Genomic DNA, 19249 nt, shown 5'->3' on the forward strand with positions numbered 1-19249 from the left:
CGCCATGTATTTTAGAAAAATTATGACACACATCATTTTAGCTTCCACATCAGTTTACCGCCGCATGTTAATGGAAAAACTCCGTCTGCCCTTTATATGCGCGGCTCCAGAGGCTAATGAAACACCTTAAGTTAATGAAAACGCTGAGCAACTCGTTATACGTCTGGCACAAGCTAAGGCACAGTCATTACAAGCAAAATATTCTCAACATTTAATTATTGGTTCTGATCAAGTTTGTGTTATTAACAACAAGATTACTGGCAAACCACATAGTTTCGAAAATGCCTTTAAACAATTACAGCAAGCGAGTGGTCATTGCGTCACCTTTTATACCGGTATTTCTCTCTAGTTAATAGTAAAACGGGGGAAATAGATACCCGTTGTGAATTATTCAATGTTCATTTCAGGGAGCTGACTAATGATGAAATCTGGGCTTATTTGAAAGCAGAAGAACCTCTTAATTGTGCCGGAAGCTTTAAAAGCGAAGGATTAGGAATCACTTTATTTGAACGGCTTGAAGGGAAAGATCCGAATACGCTGATCGGCTTACCATTAATTACATTGACGGAATTATTAATCCGTCAGGGGATAAACCCACTGACGGCTACACGTTAATTACGTACAGTATCTTGACGCAAGATTTTTATGCAATCGTGTAATTGTCCATCCATCGGTGCTTCAAGACGCAATGTCTCCCCTGTCGATGGATGGGTAAATTTCAACGCACTAGCATGTAAAAATAAGCGATTAAGGCCCGTATCTGATAGCTGCGAATCAAAAGCCTTATCGCCATAACGATCATCAAAAGCAATCGGATGACCGGCATATTGAGCATGAACACGAATTTGATGAGTCCGGCCCGTTACTGGGCTGGCTCTCACTAGCGTTGCATTGGTAAAGCGTTCTTCTACTTTAAAGCGTGTTTCAGAAGGTTTACCTTCGCCATTCACCTTCACAATCCGTTCACCACTTTGCAAGATATTTTTCAGCAATGGTGCTTGGACAACCTTGCAATGTGATTGCCATTGTCCCCGCACCAAAGCCAAATAATCTTTCTGCATCTGTTTGAGCCGTAATTGCTCATGCAAGGCCCGTAAAGCTGAGCGTTTTTTCGCAATTAATAAAATTCCAGACGTATCACGATCCAAACGGTGCACTAGTTCAAGGAATTTTGCCTCTGGACGTAGAACCCGCAACCCTTCAATAACGCCAAAACTTAAACCACTGCCTCCATGCACAGCGGTACCTGAAGGCTTATTAATCACCAGAATATAGTCATCTTCATATAAGATACAATCATCCAGTGCCGCGACTTTATGCAGTTTAGCTGAAACCGATACCTCTTGCCGTTCTGCGACCCGAACAGGTGGAATTCTAACCACATCTCCCGCAGACAATTTATACTCAGGTTTTACCCTGCCTTTATTTACCCGGACTTCACCTTTACGCACAATCCGATAAATCATGCTTTTAGGAACACCCTTCAAACGCGCTAATAAAAAGTTATCAACGCGTTGTCCAGCCTCATCGTCATCTATAGTGACAAATTGTACAATTTGATTATTCGTTTTCATGACAGCGATTCTAATTATCACTCAAGCGGAGTGCTACTCATTTTTAAATATGAGTAAAAATCACACATACTTTCCGCCTGTGACCTTTCCTTGTTTAAGACAAAGACCAAATATTAACTATTTATCCATATTTCATCAGAAAAAGCTCTTAAAGGCATAAAGTCACCTTGCTATCACCCCAACAGCAATGGAATAATGCGCAGGCACCGTCAGTTTTTTTAATTCTGAATGGCGAAGTTAAATGTTTGTCCTTTATTTGATTGCACAAAAACGCAGCAATGGCGTAAGACGTACTGGGGAATCAAATAATTAGCGGGCTACGGGTAGCAGCTTACTGGGATTGGACCAAATCCGCTTCATTTATATTTGCAGATTATTCCTGGAAAAGAGCGCTGTTTTTTAAGTGAAAATTCAGGCTCACCGAAAATATGCGTCTCTATACAAACGACAACCGGGAGGTTGGCGGATTTGTAAAAGACACGAGACCATCGGTTACTAGTAGCTCATCTATATTTGCCCGTAGCTCTATAACTAATGTAAAAATAATGAGTAAGTTACAATGAAAAGAATGCTAATCAACGCAACTCAACAAGAAGAGTTGCGTGTTGCTCTGGTTGACGGGCAACGCCTTTATGATTTGGATATAGAAAGCCCAGGACATGAGCAAAAAAAAGCAAATATCTACAAAGGTAAAATCACCCGAATTGAACCTAGTCTGGAAGCCGCTTTTGTTGATTATGGTGCTGAAAGGCATGGTTTCCTTCCTATCAAAGAAATAGCCCGCGAATACTTTCCTAATAACTACCATCCCCACGGTCGTCCTAATATCAAAGATGTTTTGAGGGAAGGCCAGGAAGTTATTGTTCAAGTCGATAAAGAAGAGCGTGGTAACAAAGGCGCAGCATTAACCACTTTTATCAGTTTGGCTGGTAGTTATCTGGTATTAATGCCAAACAATCCCCGCGCTGGCGGTATTTCCCGCCGTATTGAAGGTGATGATCGTACAGAACTGAAAGAAGCCCTGGCATCTTTAGAAGTGCCAGAAGGAATGGGGCTGATTGTCCGCACCGCGGGCGTCGGTAAATCCGCAGAAGCGCTACAATGGGATTTATCATTTCGTCTCAAGCACTGGGAAGCCATCAAAAAAGCCGCCGAAAGCCGCTCTGCTCCGTTCTTAATCCATCAGGAAAGCAATGTTATTGTCCGTGCTTTCCGTGACTATCTGCGACCAGATATTGGTGAAATATTAATCGACAATCCTAAAATTCTCGATCTGGCGCGTCAACACATCACCGCACTTGGCCGCCCGGATTTCACCAGCAAAATTAAGCTGTACAGTGGTGAAGTTCCTCTGTTTAGCCATTATCAGATCGAATCACAGATTGAATCTGCGTTTCAACGTGAAGTTCGCCTGCCATCAGGTGGCGCTGTAGTTATCGACACCACAGAAGCATTAACAGCGATTGATATTAACTCTTCCCGTGCAACACGCGGGGGCGATATTGAAGAGACAGCTTTTAACACTAACCTTGAAGCAGCAGATGAGATTGCTCGTCAGTTACGCCTGCGTGACCTCGGTGGCCTGATTGTTATCGACTTTATCGATATGACACCAGTACGCCATCAACGCGAAGTAGAAAACCGTCTACGTGATGCTGTCCGTCAGGATCGTGCCCGTATTCAAATTGGTCGTATTTCCCGCTTTGGCTTGCTGGAGATGTCCCGTCAGCGTTTAAGTCCGTCGCTGGGTGAATCCAGTCATCACGTTTGTCCGCGTTGTAGCGGCACCGGTACTATTCGTGATAACGAATCTCTATCATTGTCCATCTTACGTCTGATTGAAGAAGAAGCACTGAAAGAGAACACGCATCAAGTACATGCTATTGTGCCGGTACAAATTGCGTCATACCTGTTAAACGAAAAACGCCAGGCGGTCAGTGCAATCGAACGCCGTCAGGGAGATGTTGGCGTAGTGATCGTTCCTAACGATCAAATGCAAACCCCACACTTCTCTGTTCTGCGCGTGCGTAAAGGTGAAGAAGTTTCTACCTTAAGTTATCTGTTGCCTCAGTTGCATGAAACTGGCGCAGTAAATCCTCAAGAAGATATCCAGCCTGAACGTAAACGTCCTGAGCAACCTGCTATCTCTGCTTTTGCCTTACCAACTGATGCACCAGCACAACAACCATCAAATAAAGCAAAAGAGAAAAAGCCTAACCACCCTGCTCAGATTAAAACCGAACAACCTGGTCTCTTAAAGCGTTTCTTAACTGCCTTGAAAAAAATGTTCAGCGCAGAAGAAGAAGAAACAGTACAGAAAAAAGACAATAAATCATCAGGTCATGATAACCGCCGTCCTTCTGAGCGACGTAACCAGCGCCGTCAGCATTCACGTAAAGATCGTGATGAAAGTAACCTGCGTGATGAACAACGTAATAACCGTGATCGTGATGAACAACGGAAAAATCGTAATACTCAGCAGAAAAATAGCATTCAGGATAACAACACCATAGATATCGCTGCTCGTGAAACTCAGCAACAGCAACGTCGTGAGCAACGAGCAGAGCGTCAGCGCCGTCGTCAGGAAGAAAAGCATCAGCAGCAGCTTGAAACGAATAAACCAGAAGTCGCTGAAAATGAAGTTGAAGAATGCTTGCCGGTTATCCCGCGCCGTCAGCGCCGTCAGCTTGAGCAAAAAATCCGTATTACAGATGAAGTGAAAGAAACTACAGCTGTCATCACTTCCCTGCCAGCACCTGTTGTCACGGAAGAACAATTACCAGCACCAATTGAAATACGGACTGAAACAGCTCAACCACAACAACCGACGGAAAATAAAGAGCAACAAGACAATGTTATGCCGCGTCGCTCTCGTCGCTCTCCTCGCCATCTTCGTGTGAGTGGTCAGCGCCGCCGCCGTTACCGTGATGAGAGAAATCTGCCTCAATCACCGGTACCATTATCTATGGCTGTTGCATCACCAGAAATGGCTTCTGGGAAAGTTTGGGTTCGCTATCCGGTGGTTCCTATTTCCAGCGAAACTCCTGAAGAAATCTCTGTAGCTGAACAACAAGTCGTTGAGCAACAGAATGAGGCCCTGCCAATAATAGTGACAGAAACAGCACCTGCAATGATAGTTGCGACAGAACCTGAACAAATCACCACTGACTTACCTAGAGTAGAAGTACCAGAAGATTATCAGGATGAAATCAAACCAAAAGCAGCCATTGCAGAAAAAAATGACGCTGTCTTGCAGCAAAATAAATCATTACAGCAAGAACTATCAGTTATTGAACCTGTTGCAATAACACCGGTAACTACTGAACTCGAACAACACCCTCAGATAAAAGAAATTGTCGTTCCTAAAGAAATTTCGGAAGTGGCTATTGTTAAAGAGAGTGAAGCTGAAACAATTAAACAACCTGTTGCTATAGTTAAAAGTCATTACGCTTACGCGCCAATGACCAAAGCACCAGCCCCAGAGATGATTGAACAACTTGTTATTATCAGTGAATGGCAACGACCTTTTTCCCATTTCGAAGGGAAAGGGGGAGCTGGAGGCCATTCAGCGACTAACTCAGCCACTTCTCCGATGGCTAAGCCGCAATCTTTTGAATAACAACATTATTTAATATTAGCAAAATGGCTCTTTTCCGGGAGCCATTTTTTTGCCGCTCTCCCCACAAAATACTTATCATTAATTTCATTCCATCTACAATAAGGTTTAAATTAAACGATTATCATCCTATTGATGAATCACCTTTTAATCTGGAGAACACTCTTAATGAAACCATGGCTTATTTTTGGTGCAGGTAGTGGGATTGGACGCCACTTAGTCACTATCGCGTTGCAACAAAAACGCCCCGATCCGCAATTCTCAACAGGCTTGCGAACTTAGTAAATTAGGTGTCAGGGTGATGCCTGTGATGCAGGAAATGTTGAGAAAACAGTGCAGAATGCAGGCTCAAAAGCAATTGTGTTTTCTACTATTGGTGGAGTTGATTCAGATCTCCTGGGTAATATGACTATCATTGATGCTATTGAAAAAGCAGGAATAATACGTATGTTACTCGTCACATCAATAGGTTGTGGAGAAAGCTGGAAAACCCTGTCACCCAGAGCCAAATCATTATTTGGTCAGTCTGTCAGACGTAAATCAATGGCAGAAAGCTACCTTCAGACCAGTTCTCTAAATTATACAATTATTCGCCCAGGTGAATTAACAGATAAACCGGGAACAGGCCATTGCCAACGATATCAAAATGACATTCATGGTGTGGTCAGTCGCAAAGATGTTGCACATGAATTGGCAGTAATAGCAGAAGAAGAATTTTCATATCAGCAGATTTATGCCTTGGTTGATCCAGAACTTAAGCCTGATTGGGCTATTGCATAATCGAATAACCACGCATTAATGCGTGGTTATCTGATGATATTTACTTAAGCTCACCTACTGTCTTAAGCTTTTTGGACAATTCACGGCGCTCTTTGGAGAGATCCGCATTTTTAATGATGTAATCATCTATACGGTCTTCATAGTCACTACGCATATTCATAATAATGTTCTGGATATCCTCAATTGACATACCCGGCTTGATGTATTCACTAAGGTTATCAAGCAATAAAACACGTTTCTGATTGTCACGTATTTTCTTTTCATTGTCTGCGATTTCGCGCTGTAACTTATTCTTACGACGAAACATACGCACAAACTCCAACACATTCTGAAATGACGGCTTATTTACGTTGTCCATTTTCCTACCTTTATTCAACCTAAACATACAGATTATAATCTGATTACACAATACAGGTTAAAGCCATTAATAGACAAGCCAGTTTCTATTCTTTATTGATTTTAATTGGTTACAGAAGCCTGTTAGCCCCTGGCTTTTTGCTGAAAATTTCATCACATTGATTGTTCGAAAAAAACGGCCTGATACAAATGAATAACAAACAGTCAATCTGTCACTGATAAAAACCCAAGATTTTTTTCCCTTCCCTTACCACGACAAGATCAAAATATGATGATCGCTACAACTGTTTAAAACCCAAATTATAAATCTATTGGAAGAAAGACTTTTATATTTACAAGTAACAATTAATTTCGTCCATATTTCATGAAAATGAAAAAATCAAATGAAGAACTATAAAGCTCATTCTCCATTCTTTCAGAAATTATAATCATTTAATAAATCATCAAAAATCCAATAGAATAAAAATTAATTTCATGAAGTATCATTATTAAAACCTTAAATAAGAGATAAATATCCTCAACAGCATCCTATATAGTTTTAATATGATCATACCCTGAGACTTTATATAACAAAGCCATTTAAAAAAACAATTCAGATAAAAATTATATCAACCATAAATAAATATTAGTTTATTAGTTTATTAGTTTATTAGTTTATTAGTTTATTAGTTTATTAGTTTATTAGTTTATTAGTTTATTAGTTTATTAGTTTATTAGTTTATTAGTTTATTAGTTTATTAGTTTATTAGTTTATTAGTTTATTATTTAAATATATCTCTGAAATGACTATATTTGTGATATTCATCTTAATAATAAAATAAAAAATCCCTTATTACTGAAACAGTATTAAAATTGACGAAAAACATGACGAAGATTAGATTAGGCTAAATGATGAAAAAAATTCCTTTTGATTTAGATGGTTATGAAATTTCCTTTGGTCATGCACGTAGAACTAAGATTCCAATTATAAAAATAACCCATCCCAAAAATGGCATTTCCATTAGGCCATTCTACAGTGTCAATAGAGAAAATTTGCTTGAAAGGATTCAGTACGAGACGGGTTTAAGCAACCAATATATTGAATCCATTAATAAGTATTTTCAGGAACTGAATTATCCTTAATAAAAACAAATATAACAGAAGGTTATATCCTTCTATTTTAGTGCCTTGGAAATTACCAAGGTACTGCATATCCGGTTTATTCTGTTTAATAGTTTATTTACTGATGAATCTATATTTGTAATTAGTTGGTAAAAGAGACAACCTGATATAATACAGTAGGTAATAATCCCTCCCAATATTTCTATCGCTTATATCTTTATTAACGCTTACTGAAACAATTGGCATTTTTCTTTTATTTTTTCTGTTATATAGTAAAAGAAAACAGAAAATGCCAAGCATGTACCTGCAACTATCGCATACTGATATCGATTTTCTAATGTTGACATCAAGGTAAAATAAACTAATCCCATAACTGAAAATACACACACCGCACCAATTATCCCTTGAGTTATATGCATCACGATTCTCATCAATACACTTATTATCGTCATCATCATTTATCCAGTCCTGCGGAGAATTCATTAAATATCTCATTAAATAAACCACGATCTTCTTCATACGCCTCTAATGCTCTGACATATGACTCCATTTTACTCTCAACCAAAAAATAGAGTAAATCCAAGTTACCTTCTCGCCTTAATAACATATATAAGTTCGGGTTTGTTTGAGCTAACTCCCTAGAAGTATAGATCGCCCTGGATACCGACGCCCCAAGCCCCAAAACTGTAGTAAATACTAGAGAACCACCCAATTTCGCAAACCATTTTGTGCCGAAAAAAGCACCGAGCTGTCCGTTAAAGATGACATATTTTGCAACAATACCTCCAAATATTTTCCCAACTTTCGTTTCGATTAATCGTTGTTTTTGCTCTTCACTCAGTTTACCTAAGTAATCCTCAAAAATAATCTGAATCACCCTTTCAAGATTATTAAGCGTAATTGCTTCTGATTTTATTAATCCAACAAAACGATATTTGTCATTTTCATTATCCCATCGATGGTCAGTATCAAGATAATCATAACCGAGGTGATAAAAATCCACCGGGATATCCAATACTCCCTCAGAAAACCCAGTAAGCCAGCTACTGTCATCGTTAATAGTCGAAACCATTTTTTCAGCAATTTCTTTAGCTCCGTCCATTAAAAAATCCTTTCATCCCAAATGCTATACGCACCCGTTGAACACGCCACGTTATTCCAAGTAATATTAGTATATACCATCGAAATAATTTCCTGTGGCATCATATGATTACTGGTTAATGAATGTGGGTGGTCTGATTTTAAACTAACAATATACGCTTGCCCAAGACGAATTGTATAGTAAAGCTCAAGTCCACCATTTTCGCTGGTACGGTAAGACTCAAGAAAACACTCTAACCTTTCGTTATCATCCAAGCTTTTCGCTAATAAAGGAGAAGCTTTATCAATAGGTTTAGTGATAATTACCGGCTGATGTGAAACATTTTGTTTGCGAGTCATAAGATGTTGCAGACTATAGACGAAGATCTGATCCTCGTGCCCATTTTGCGCTTTGATACCTATTGAGTCTCTTCTGCCACAACCCGCAGAAATTAACCCTTGGTTTTGACCTTTAACCGTTAAATAAATTAAATTTGACATATTCACTTCATTTATCTTTTCAATACTTCAATGCATGTTGCAGTAGGCAGATCAATATTGTCAAGGATAAATGGTCTAAAAACATACAATCATTTATTACAAGCCCCAAAAACGTTAATAACTGACATCCCATCGTGGCGCAGAAAATAGGAAGATATGGATATGATATTGCAATCGCATGGATTCTCTAAGATAGTAAGCAATAATTACTCATATTTCTGGAAAAAATATTATTCCCTTCTCTAAAAAAACAGAAGAAACAAATAATTAACATGATTGGACATTGAACAACAGTGAAAAACAGCAGCGAACAACCCACTTTCTACATTCATGACTATGAAACTTTCGGTAAACATCCCGCATTAGACAGACCTGCTCAGTTTGCCGGTGTCCGCACTGATATGGATTTCAATATTATTGAAGAGCCGTTAGTTATTTACTGTTCACCTGCCGATGATTATCTCCCTCAACCAGAAGCGGTCATGATTACCGGCATTACACCTCAGATTGCATTGGAAAAAGGTGTCAACGAAGCGGAATTTGCCCGACAAATTCATAATGTATTCAGTGTGCCTAACAGTTGTATCCTCGGTTATAACAATATCCGGTTTGATGATGAAGTCAGCCGGAATATTTTTTACCGCAATTTTTATGACCCATACGCTTATAGCTGGCAAAAAGGTAATTCCCGTTGGGATTTACTTGATGTATTGCGTGCCTGTTATGCCCTGCGCCCCGAAGGTATTATCTGGCCCGAAAATGACGATGGTCTGCCCAGCTTTAAACTGGAGCACCTGACCAAGGCAAATGGTATTGAGCATTCACATGCTCACGATGCTATGTCCGATGTTTACGCCACAATTGCAATGGCAAAATTGCTTAAAGCGGCACAACCGCGGATGTTCAATTATTTCTTTCAGCTAAGAAATAAACAGAAAATCAGCAATCTCATCGATATCCCACAAATGAAACCACTGGTTCATGTTTCCGGGATGTTTGGCGCTGCCCGTAGCAATACCAGTTTGGTAGCTCCTCTTGCATGGCATCCGATAAACCAAAATGCCGTTATCATGTGCGATCTGGCTGGAGATATTTCACCATTGCTGGAACTGGATGCAGATGCTTTACGTGAACGTTTGTATACCCGCCATGATGAATTGCTGCCAGATCAGCCACCAGTCCCTGTTAAGCTGGTCCATATTAATAAGTGCCCGATAATCGCACCTGATAATACCTTACGAACAGAAGACGCTGAACGTCTTGGGTTAGATCGTGATTATTGTGAGAAAAATCTGGCTATCCTACGCAATAATCCACAAATCAGAGAAAAAGTTGTCGAACTGTTTGTTCAGGCTGAATCTTTCCCTGAATCAGATAATGTTGACGCTAAGCTGTATGACGGTTTCTTTAGTAATGCAGATAAAGCAGCAATGAATATTATCCGTGAAACACTACCGCAGAATTTACCTGCTTTAGACCTGACTTTCCAGGACCCGCGCATTAAAACGCTATTATTCCGCTATCGTGCCAAAAATTACCCTTCTACTCTGACTTATGATGAACAACAGAGCTGGCTACGCCATCGTCAAGATGCATTAACCCAAGATAAGCTTAGTGAATATATCTTTATCATTGAACAGCTCTTTATTGAATACCAAAGCAATGAAGAAAAATGCCGCCAACTTAAGGCCCTGATGGAATATGCAGTGAAACTGGCTGGATAATCATAGAACGGCGAGTCATATATGCTCGCCTTCTTCCTAAATGGGGTAATGCTTACAGACTCACATCTTCTTAGTACTGCCATGATGTTGAGAATACTGGCATTAAGATTCTTCCCCCCAATTTTTCAGCTTAGACGTTTTCCCAACTCCTGGATTGAGAGTATTAGTAGGATCAGTCATCCGATAGAAATTCTTCAGCTGAGGCTTAGCTTGATATTGATGGCCCACATTATGTTCTGCGGGATATTCTGCACCACGCTGATCAAGGAGCTCTATCATTCTTTCTTTTAGTGCATGTATATCCACGCCCTTTTTTACAATGTAATCATGATGGAATACATGGCACATAAAATGCCCGCAATAAAGTTTATGCACTAATACATCATCAACTTCTGGCGGTAACTGCTCAAACCATTTTCGATCATTACGACGCAGAGCGATATCAAGCGAGAGGATATTTTCCACTTCGTTACTGTGTACAGCTTGATAACGGATCGCTGCGCCGGCAGCGGAAAAACGATGCAGGAATGCTTTAGCTCCTTCTTCCGGCGTACAGGCAAAGAATGCCCCCTCTGCTTGGCTGAAATAACTCTTTAGCCAATTTCTAGCTTCCTCAACCCCATCACCTGACATCTTTAATATCAAATGGTGCTCAAAGCGATTTCGATATTCTTTCAAACGCCTAGGTAAGTGGGAAGGAAATAAACGACCCAATCCTTGCATCATGCGATCGATAAGATGGGAAGGTAAAAATGGAACCTTATTGAGAATAGCGTCCATTCGCCCTTTCAACGTAAAATAGGTCGGCATTTTATCAGTACCAAGCTTATCAATCATGATAAAAGCATCTTTACCGTAAATTTCTGCGATATCGAAAATATCCCGATGCATATATTCACCCGCCACCGGCAAATTACGGAAATTGGCTAATATATGGCGACGCAATTCTGTCAACACGTCAGTGTGGTTGGTACCGATATAAAATACCTGAGACAAAGATTCTGCTGGAAAAGTATCAAGTCGGACAGCAAACACGACCAACTTACCTGCACAACCCGACGCTTCGAACAAACGACGTTCATCAGAGTTGAAACGAGATGGTGTATCGGCATCTACGTCACGCACACGTTGGGCATACTCATAATCAGATGCTTTACGCTGACCTTGTTCTATATCTTGGTCACTATAACGCTGTTCTTCCAAACAAGAGAGGATCTCTTCCGGTGTTTCTCCCAAGTAGATACCCAGATGATTAATCAATTCTGGCTTACCGTTCTTGTTCACTCGCCCATATAACGCCATTTCAGTGTAGGCGGGACCACGATGAACCAGAGAACCGCCTGAATTATTACAGATACCACCAATCACAGATGCACCAATGCAAGAAGAACCGATGACCGAATGAGGTTCACGTCCCAGCGGTTTTAACGCACGTTCGAGTTGCCACAATGTGCTGCCCGGCAGTGCTACTACCTGGTTACACTGTTTCAGGATTTGGATCTTATTCATGCGCAGCGTGCTGATGATCACTATGTCGCGGTCGTAATCCTTACCGCTCGGAGTAGAACCTTCGGTCACACCGGTATTAGCCGCCTGCATCAAGATGATCTTATCCGCTTCAACACAGGCTTTAAACACACACCACTGTTCTATCAGAGATCCGGGAAATATTACAGCCAAGGCATCGCCTTGACCCGAGCGAAAACCTTTACGGTAGCGTTCAGTTTTATGGGGAGCAGTCAGGATATGAGACTTACCAACAATATTAGTCAGTGTAGTAATGAATTGCTGATTTTGAGAGGTCTTTGCATCATTCATAGACTCTTCCTTAATAGTATAATTACCTCTCAGAGCATAGATTGTTTTTCTCTATTTACCGCCGGAATTTTTCTTATCTGCAAGCTACCTCGCTGTTTTCTTTCCTAAGATCCTTCTTCTGCATTATTACGACAAACTGGAAACATGATAAAAAAACGGCACCATTGGTACCGTTTTCTTTTTCAAACCGGATACTAAATCATTTCAGAACACTGAGGCATCGGCTGACGGAAACGACGGGTCAGGAATACCATATAAACCAGACCAATTGCTCCCCAGGTTAAACCCAACTCCATAGAGCTTTGTTCCAAGTTCATCCACAACACCCCAACAGTGCAGGCACCAATCACAGGCAATACCAGGAAGTTGATTGTATCTTTCAATGTACGGTTACGACGTTCACGGATATAGAACTGAGAAATAACCGATAAGTTTACAAAGGTGAACGCTATCAGCGCACCAAAGTTAATCAGAGCCGTTGCAGTCACCAAATCAAAGGTAATAGCAGACAGTGCTACGATACCTACCAACAATACGTTGATTGCCGGAGTCCGCCATTTTGGATGAACATAGCCAAATATTTTCTCAGGAAATACGCCATCGCGCCCCATGACATAGAGCAAACGCGAAACACCTGCGTGGGATGCCATACCAGAGGCCAAAACAGTGACACAAGAGAACACCAGAATAATGGACTGGAATAAAGTCCCCGCTACATACAGCATAATTTCTGGCTGAGATTCATCCGGATTCTTGAACCGGGAGATATCAGGAAAATAGAGCTGTAAGAAATAAGAAACTATAATAAAGATAACGCCACCGATTAATGCTGTCAGGAAGATCGCTTTCGGGATCACTTTGCCTGCATTCGGCGTCTCTTCGGACAACGAACTGATGCCATCAAACCCAAGGAATGAAAAACACAAAATCGTTGCCCCAGTAATCATCGGGATTAAATGGGCATCTTCAGAGGCAAAAGGTCTTACACTCCATAAAGTTCCCGCGCCTTCCCCATTGTATACGCCGTGGATCAACAAACCCACAAATACCACCATTATTGCAACCTGAACAATAACAATGCCGGTGTTGAGATTAGCAACAACGTTGATACCACGCAGGTTAAAGGCTGTCATCAATAATGCCAAACCCACAACGAATATCCATGGCTCTACACCAGGAAAGATGGCCTGAAGATAAATTTTCGCCAACAAGATGTTAATCATCGGCATGAACAGATAGTCCAGTAGCGACGACCAACCCACCATAAAGCCAACATGTGGGCTTATGGATTTTTGTGCATAAGTATATGCAGACCCAGCAGATGGGAAGCGTTTTACTAATTTCCCATAGCTTAAGGCAGTAAACAAAATTGCGATCAAAGCAATAGCATAAGATGTCGCTACATGACCGTCAGTCAAACCAGAAACAATGCCGAAAGTATCAAAGATGGTCATCGGTTGCAGATAAGCAAGACCCATCATCACCACCTGAACTAAGGTCAGTGTTTTTCTGAGTTGAACACGATTGTTCGCACCAGTTTGGTTGGTGCCAATTGAGATTGCAGTATTATGCGACATGAGCGAAACCTCCCATAACTCCGATTCGTGTTTTATCACTACTTAATCGACAGTTACTGGGAAGACTTCGCTTCTGCCTATAGGCAGAATAGACAGTGGAGTTAGAGGCTGGATTATACATAGAGCGCAATGCTCCATAGTCATCGATGCAGCAGCATGCGCCGATTGGCACAAGTGCGATAGAGAATAATTGCTCCATATTAGCGTTCCTCATTACGGCAACCGATTCTCGTTCTAGTTGCACGTGGGCCAATTATCTATCCGGCTCAGAGTCCGGCCTCTTGGTATATACCCTTCATCTTTCAAGCTGCTACTTTGTTGGCTGCTTTCACTTACCCCAGTCACATCGTTATCTATGCTCCTGGGGAGGCGTTCACTTGCCGCCGCGCTGCAAATTGAAATCTATTGGGTATAGTAAAAAATAAGTCAAAGCAAAAAAAATAACCGACACATATAAACGCATCAGTTATTTTCCAGTGGGCGAATTCTGCACTTGAAGACCTAAAATAGCAATACTCGCCACACTAAAAGTTCATTATTTTTTACCACACATATTGATTACGCTATGGAATTTAACCATGTCATATACATTCTTTTGACATGTGCTAAGTTTTAGCACAACACAAAACGAATTACCACCCAGTTTTTAGGGTTAAGCAAATAACAAAACCCCCAGCCAAAAACAGGCAAGGGGGTTAACACACATTTAATAAGAATTATTTATCAGAAGTCGTAGGTGATACCAATGTTATAACGACGCCCATCCAGTTGCGCTTCGTAATTTTTTTCAGTAACGCGTTTATCAAACACGTTGTACACTCCACCTAACACGCGTAAATCTTTAGTCAGATTATAGCTGGCTCCGATATCCACAAAGGCATAGGACGGTGTTCCTTCTTTCATTTTTTCACGACGACCTAAAGAATCTGAAGTTTCGCCACGGAAGTTTACCCGGGTCCAAGTTTGCATTTCCGGTAAAGCCTGCCAGTTCAGCGTTGCATTCGCCATATGTTTAGGCATTTTGTTCAAAGGCTTCCCTTTGTTTGTCCCACTTTTCTGTTCTGAATCGGTATAAGTATAGTTCGCAGACAATGACCAGTTTTCAACGATATCCCAGTTCATCGTCACTTCGACACCACGTATGTTCGCTTTATGTACGTTTATACGTTTACTAACAAAGTTATATATATGAGGGTCCGAACCAACAGAGCACATATCACAATCTGAAATTTCTGTAATTTTATCCTTAAATTCAGTATTAAATATGGTCAGCCCAGCATTAAAATTATCCTGATTATTCCAAATAACACCGATCTCTTCACTAACACTTTTCTCAGGCTTCAAATCTGAATTACCGAGAATAACGGCATTACCACTCTCTCCACCTGTTGCCTGCCCCCAATTCGACGAAATATGACGTAGATCCGGAGAACGATAACCCGTAGATATACCACCTTTTATCGTCCACTGCTCATCCGTATGCCATACACCATACAAACGTGGTGTCCAATGATTACCAAAATTCTCGTCTTTATCCATACGGATACCGCCAGTCAGGGCAAAATCATTGGTCATTTGCCACTCATTTTCAGCAAATAATGCCCAACTCCAGCGAGTCAATTTATTTAGATTATTAGCAGAAGCTAATGTATTATCACCGCCATGCAAGTTTTCATAACGATATTGCCCTCCAACACTCAGAGTATGATCACCTAACTGGAAAACAGTTTGATTGTTAAATACCGTATCCTGGTACTTCATATCACGCCCTGGATTTCGTGAGTCATCATGTTGGATATATGAAGCCATGGTACCGAAATCATAAATACCATTGTGCGTAATAGAATAGTTATTTCGCTTGTAACGGCTTCTACTATCTTTACAAAATTCCTTCTTTTTCTTACCACAACCAAATAATTTAGTTGTTTTACCCGCAGTAGAATCACGATCCTGCTCATAACGACCCGCTTCAAAATCAAAAGTATTCTGATCATCAGGTGTCAGAGAAAGCGTTGCTGAACCGTTACGCATTTCTTGCTCTTTAAAACCACCAACAAATTTATCTTCGTTACGGTGAGAATACAGGCCATTAACTTTCAGGCCCAGCAAGCCATCAATGACCGGCCCTGCTGCATAAACACTACTCTGATAACTATTACCCGAATTTTTACTCTCAGTTAACGTCGTATCAGCCCGAAAACTCGTTATCCACTCTTTCTGAACTTTACGGGTGATTACATTAATAACGCCCCCCATAGCATCAGAACCATAAAGGGAAGACATCGGCCCACGTACCACTTCGATCCGCTCAATCGCCGCCAACGGCGGCAACCACCCTTGCTCAATACCAGCGTTATCACTGTTTGGCCGCGTACTGCGGGTATCAACACGCTTCCCATCAATCAAAATCATGGTGTATTTAGACGACATACCACGAATACTGATATCACTGCTGCTACCACCATCTGTCACAACGACACCTGGCACATCTTTCAGTGCATCAGTCACATCACGATAAGCTTTAGTTTCTAATTGTTCACGGCTCACCACAGAAACAGACGCTGGTGCATCTTCAATCTTCTGTTGGAAGCCTGATGCTGTAGTCACAATAATTGTGTCATTACTACTACTGGCTGCAAAAACAGAGCCAGATGAGATTGTAGCAATAACCCCTAACGCGATTTTTCTTTTATTAAAAATACCCATTCCCGATTCTCCAAGAAATATATACCCGTTATCTTTCAAGTGGCCTCTTTGTTGGCTGCACTCACTCACCCCGGTCACATAGTTCTCTATGCTCCCGGGGATTCGCTCCCTTGCCGTCGCGATACATCTTGAAATCCATTGGGTATAAGTATGATTTATTCATTTATAAAAATGGATAATCAACATATGCTCAAACAGCAGGGATAAAACATTCATCCCTGTGTGGTTTTATTATTTTTTTATTCGACTTTCTTACATATTATTACTATAAAATATAAACCAATACTCTCTATTAATTCAAACAACTTATCTTATTCAATTATTTTATTACCCACTCTTTGTAGTAATAAAGAGTGGGCATGGGTATTATTCAGACAAAAACGACAGCCTTTAAACGTACTTTATTACGAGCGGAAAAACCTATTCCTCACGTACCACCGTGTACACTCCCGTTTCTATGCACTATCCATGCCCATGATTTATCGAAAATATGTCCTGTAACAAGCTTATTAGAATAGGTTCTAACTGGTCAGATTTGAAACCAACCCATCAATTAATACCTGTGGAACGCCCTGAGAACAGCGTTCAATCCTGCCTCTGACACCATAAACCTGTGCTAAGCTATCCGGCGTAATAACCTGTTCAGGAATTCCTTCGGCAATTAAATTACCTTTTTGCAACATTAATATATAATTACCATGCCGCAAAGCGATATTAATATCATGCACGACCACTACAGTAATAATATTACGGCGGCGTGTTTCTTGTGCAACCAATTCCATTACGTGATATTGATAATTTAAATCCAATGCACTAAGTGGTTCATCTAATAATAATAATGTCGGCTTACGAATTAGCGATTGTGCTAATCCGACTAACTGTTTTTGACCACCAGATAACTGATCTAAATAACATAATGCCAGATGTTCAATCCCCAACTGACCTAATAAAGACATCACTTCTTCTTCACTGGTTCCAGAATGATGTCCACTGGATGTACGTTGAGCAACAATAATCGATTCCAACACATGTAAATGAACGCCAGCAGGCAAACTTTGTGGCAAATAAACCACATTTTCTGCCCTCTTCGCAAAATTCATTTTCATCAAATCCTGACCATCAAGCCAGAGCTGCCCACTGGCGCGATTTAAGCCAGCCAGCGAACGCAGGAGTGTTGATTTACCACTGCCATTTGGTCCCAACAGTACTGTAATTTTCCCGCGAGGTAATGGAGCGACATTTAGATTTTCAATTACCGGATGTTTCGGATAGCCAGCAGAAAAATTGCTGATAGTTAACCCCTGCTTCATACATTCCCCCTGTAACGCAAAATTATGCTAAGGAAGAATGGAACCCCAACCAATGCAGTAACAATCCCAACCGGAATAATGACACCTGGGATCAAGTTCTTCGAGACAATCGACGTCAAAGACAGCACTAATGCACCAATCAGTGCACTGGCAGGCAAATAGAAGCGGTGATCTTCACCAAATATCATACGAGCAATATGGGGCGCAATTAAACCGATAAAGGCAATTGGTCCGACAAATGCAACGGCTAAGGCGGAAAGAATACTGATACGCAATAATGTACCCAAGCGCAGGCGACGAACATCAATACCAAAACTGATGGCCCGATCTTCACCCAAACGCAACGCTGTCAATTTCCAAACATTCATCATTGAAATCGGAAAAATAACTGCAAATACCAGCAACATAACACCCAGTTTTATCCAAGTTGCTCTGGCAAGGCTACCCATTGTCCAGAGTACCAGCCCCTGAAGGGTATCTTCAGTTGCGATAAACTGCATCATGGAAACCAATGCGTCAAAAGTAAAGTATATCGCAATACCAAACAACACCACGCCAGAGGAAGTGGCAGCCCGTGTCCAACGAGTAATGCCATCCAGCACCAACGCTGCCAACAAAGCAAAAATAAAGGCATTCGCAGAAATAAACCATTGGTCAGGCACACCAGGAATACCAATACCTGACACGATAGCCAACGCAGCACCAAATGCAGCCGCCTGAGAAACCCCTAAAGTGAAAGGGCTTGCCAATGGATTATTCAGAATCGTCTGCATTTCAGCGCCAGCCAGCCCAAGAGACAGGCCAATCACTACCGCCATCAGAGCGTATGGCAAACGGATATCCCAGACAATCACCCGTGTACCCGCATCTACACTATCCGGAGACACTAAAGTCTGCCAGAGAGACTGCAAAGATAAACCTGATGGCCCTATAGTAAAATCTAATACCACGGAAGCGCCGATAACCAAGAAGATGGACACCATCATCACGATACGGCGGCGTAAAATATATTGGTAATGGGCTTTTACACCGCTGCTATTTGATTGTTGTTTCACCGTTGGCATAGGCTCGGTAGTGACACTCATTATTTCTGTTACCTGTCTTA

11 protein-coding genes and 2 pseudogenes are annotated in these 19249 nt (G+C 41.1%); 4 read left to right on the forward strand and 9 right to left on the reverse strand.

Features of this window, described 5'->3' with window-relative positions; translation table 11 throughout:
• Positions 1–22 precede the first annotated feature (22 nt).
• A pseudogene (locus tag C5469_RS04505) lies at positions 23–615 on the forward strand (Maf family protein).
• Here the strand turns inward: C5469_RS04505 and rluC are convergent.
• Positions 612–1574 (reverse strand): 23S rRNA pseudouridine(955/2504/2580) synthase RluC, encoded by a 963-nt coding sequence (gene rluC, locus C5469_RS04510; protein ID WP_166302884.1) that lies wholly within the window; start codon positions 1572–1574, stop codon positions 612–614. The pseudogene C5469_RS04505 and the gene rluC sit on opposite strands and share 4 nt — an antisense overlap.
• 559 nt (positions 1575–2133) lie before the next feature.
• Here rluC and rne point away from each other — a divergent pair.
• Both rne and C5469_RS04520 read left to right on the forward strand, forming a co-directional pair.
• Positions 2134–5193 carry a ribonuclease E gene (gene rne, locus C5469_RS04515; protein WP_166302887.1) on the forward strand — a complete coding sequence of 1020 codons (3060 nt, stop codon included), beginning with the start codon at positions 2134–2136 and terminating at the stop codon, positions 5191–5193.
• Positions 5194–5358: 165 nt separating this feature from the next.
• Positions 5359–5970, forward strand: a pseudogene (locus tag C5469_RS04520) (SDR family oxidoreductase).
• Between the two features lie 40 nt (positions 5971–6010).
• Here C5469_RS04520 and tmaR read toward each other — a convergent pair.
• From tmaR to C5469_RS04535, 3 genes are all read right to left on the reverse strand, one after another.
• Positions 6011–6328 carry a PTS system regulator TmaR gene (tmaR, locus tag C5469_RS04525; RefSeq protein ID WP_166302890.1) on the reverse strand — a complete coding sequence of 106 codons (318 nt, stop codon included), beginning with the start codon at positions 6326–6328 and terminating at the stop codon, positions 6011–6013.
• Between the two features lie 1554 nt (positions 6329–7882).
• Positions 7883–8530, reverse strand: a complete 648-nt coding sequence (locus C5469_RS04530) for a hypothetical protein (protein WP_166302893.1) — start codon at positions 8528–8530, stop codon at positions 7883–7885.
• Complete coding sequence (locus tag C5469_RS04535; protein ID WP_166302896.1) at positions 8530–9009, reverse strand: Hcp family type VI secretion system effector; 480 nt, start codon at positions 9007–9009, stop codon at positions 8530–8532. Before C5469_RS04535 ends, C5469_RS04530 begins: the two co-directional genes overlap by 1 nt.
• Positions 9010–9302: 293 nt before the next feature.
• Between C5469_RS04535 and sbcB the strand changes: the two genes are divergently transcribed.
• Entirely contained in the window at positions 9303–10733 is a 1431-nt protein-coding gene (sbcB, locus tag C5469_RS04540) for an exodeoxyribonuclease I (protein ID WP_166302899.1), read from the forward strand.
• A 102-nt stretch (positions 10734–10835) separates the two neighbouring features.
• Here the strand turns inward: sbcB and dld are convergent, their stop codons facing one another.
• From dld to C5469_RS04570, 5 genes are all read right to left on the reverse strand, one after another.
• Positions 10836–12551, reverse strand: coding sequence for a D-lactate dehydrogenase (dld, locus tag C5469_RS04545; RefSeq protein WP_166302902.1), 1716 nt, complete (start codon positions 12549–12551; stop codon positions 10836–10838).
• 194 nt (positions 12552–12745) lie between these two features.
• On the reverse strand, positions 12746–14128 hold the full coding sequence (locus C5469_RS04550) for an APC family permease (RefSeq protein ID WP_166302905.1): 1383 nt from the start codon (positions 14126–14128) through the stop codon (positions 12746–12748).
• Positions 14129–14851: 723 nt separating this feature from the next.
• Positions 14852–16834 (reverse strand): ligand-gated channel protein, encoded by a 1983-nt coding sequence (locus C5469_RS04560; protein WP_166302908.1) that lies wholly within the window; start codon positions 16832–16834, stop codon positions 14852–14854.
• Between the two features lie 521 nt (positions 16835–17355).
• Complete coding sequence (locus C5469_RS04565; RefSeq protein WP_166302911.1) at positions 17356–18144, reverse strand: ABC transporter ATP-binding protein; 789 nt, start codon at positions 18142–18144, stop codon at positions 17356–17358.
• A complete protein-coding gene (locus tag C5469_RS04570; RefSeq protein ID WP_166302913.1) occupies positions 18141–19229 on the reverse strand; it encodes a FecCD family ABC transporter permease in 1089 nt (362 codons plus the stop codon). The genes C5469_RS04565 and C5469_RS04570 overlap by 4 nt, the downstream gene beginning before the upstream one ends.
• Positions 19230–19249: the final 20 nt, after the last annotated feature.

The organism is Photorhabdus cinerea, assembly GCF_011189575.1.
Taxonomy (GTDB): domain Bacteria; phylum Pseudomonadota; class Gammaproteobacteria; order Enterobacterales; family Enterobacteriaceae; genus Photorhabdus; species Photorhabdus cinerea.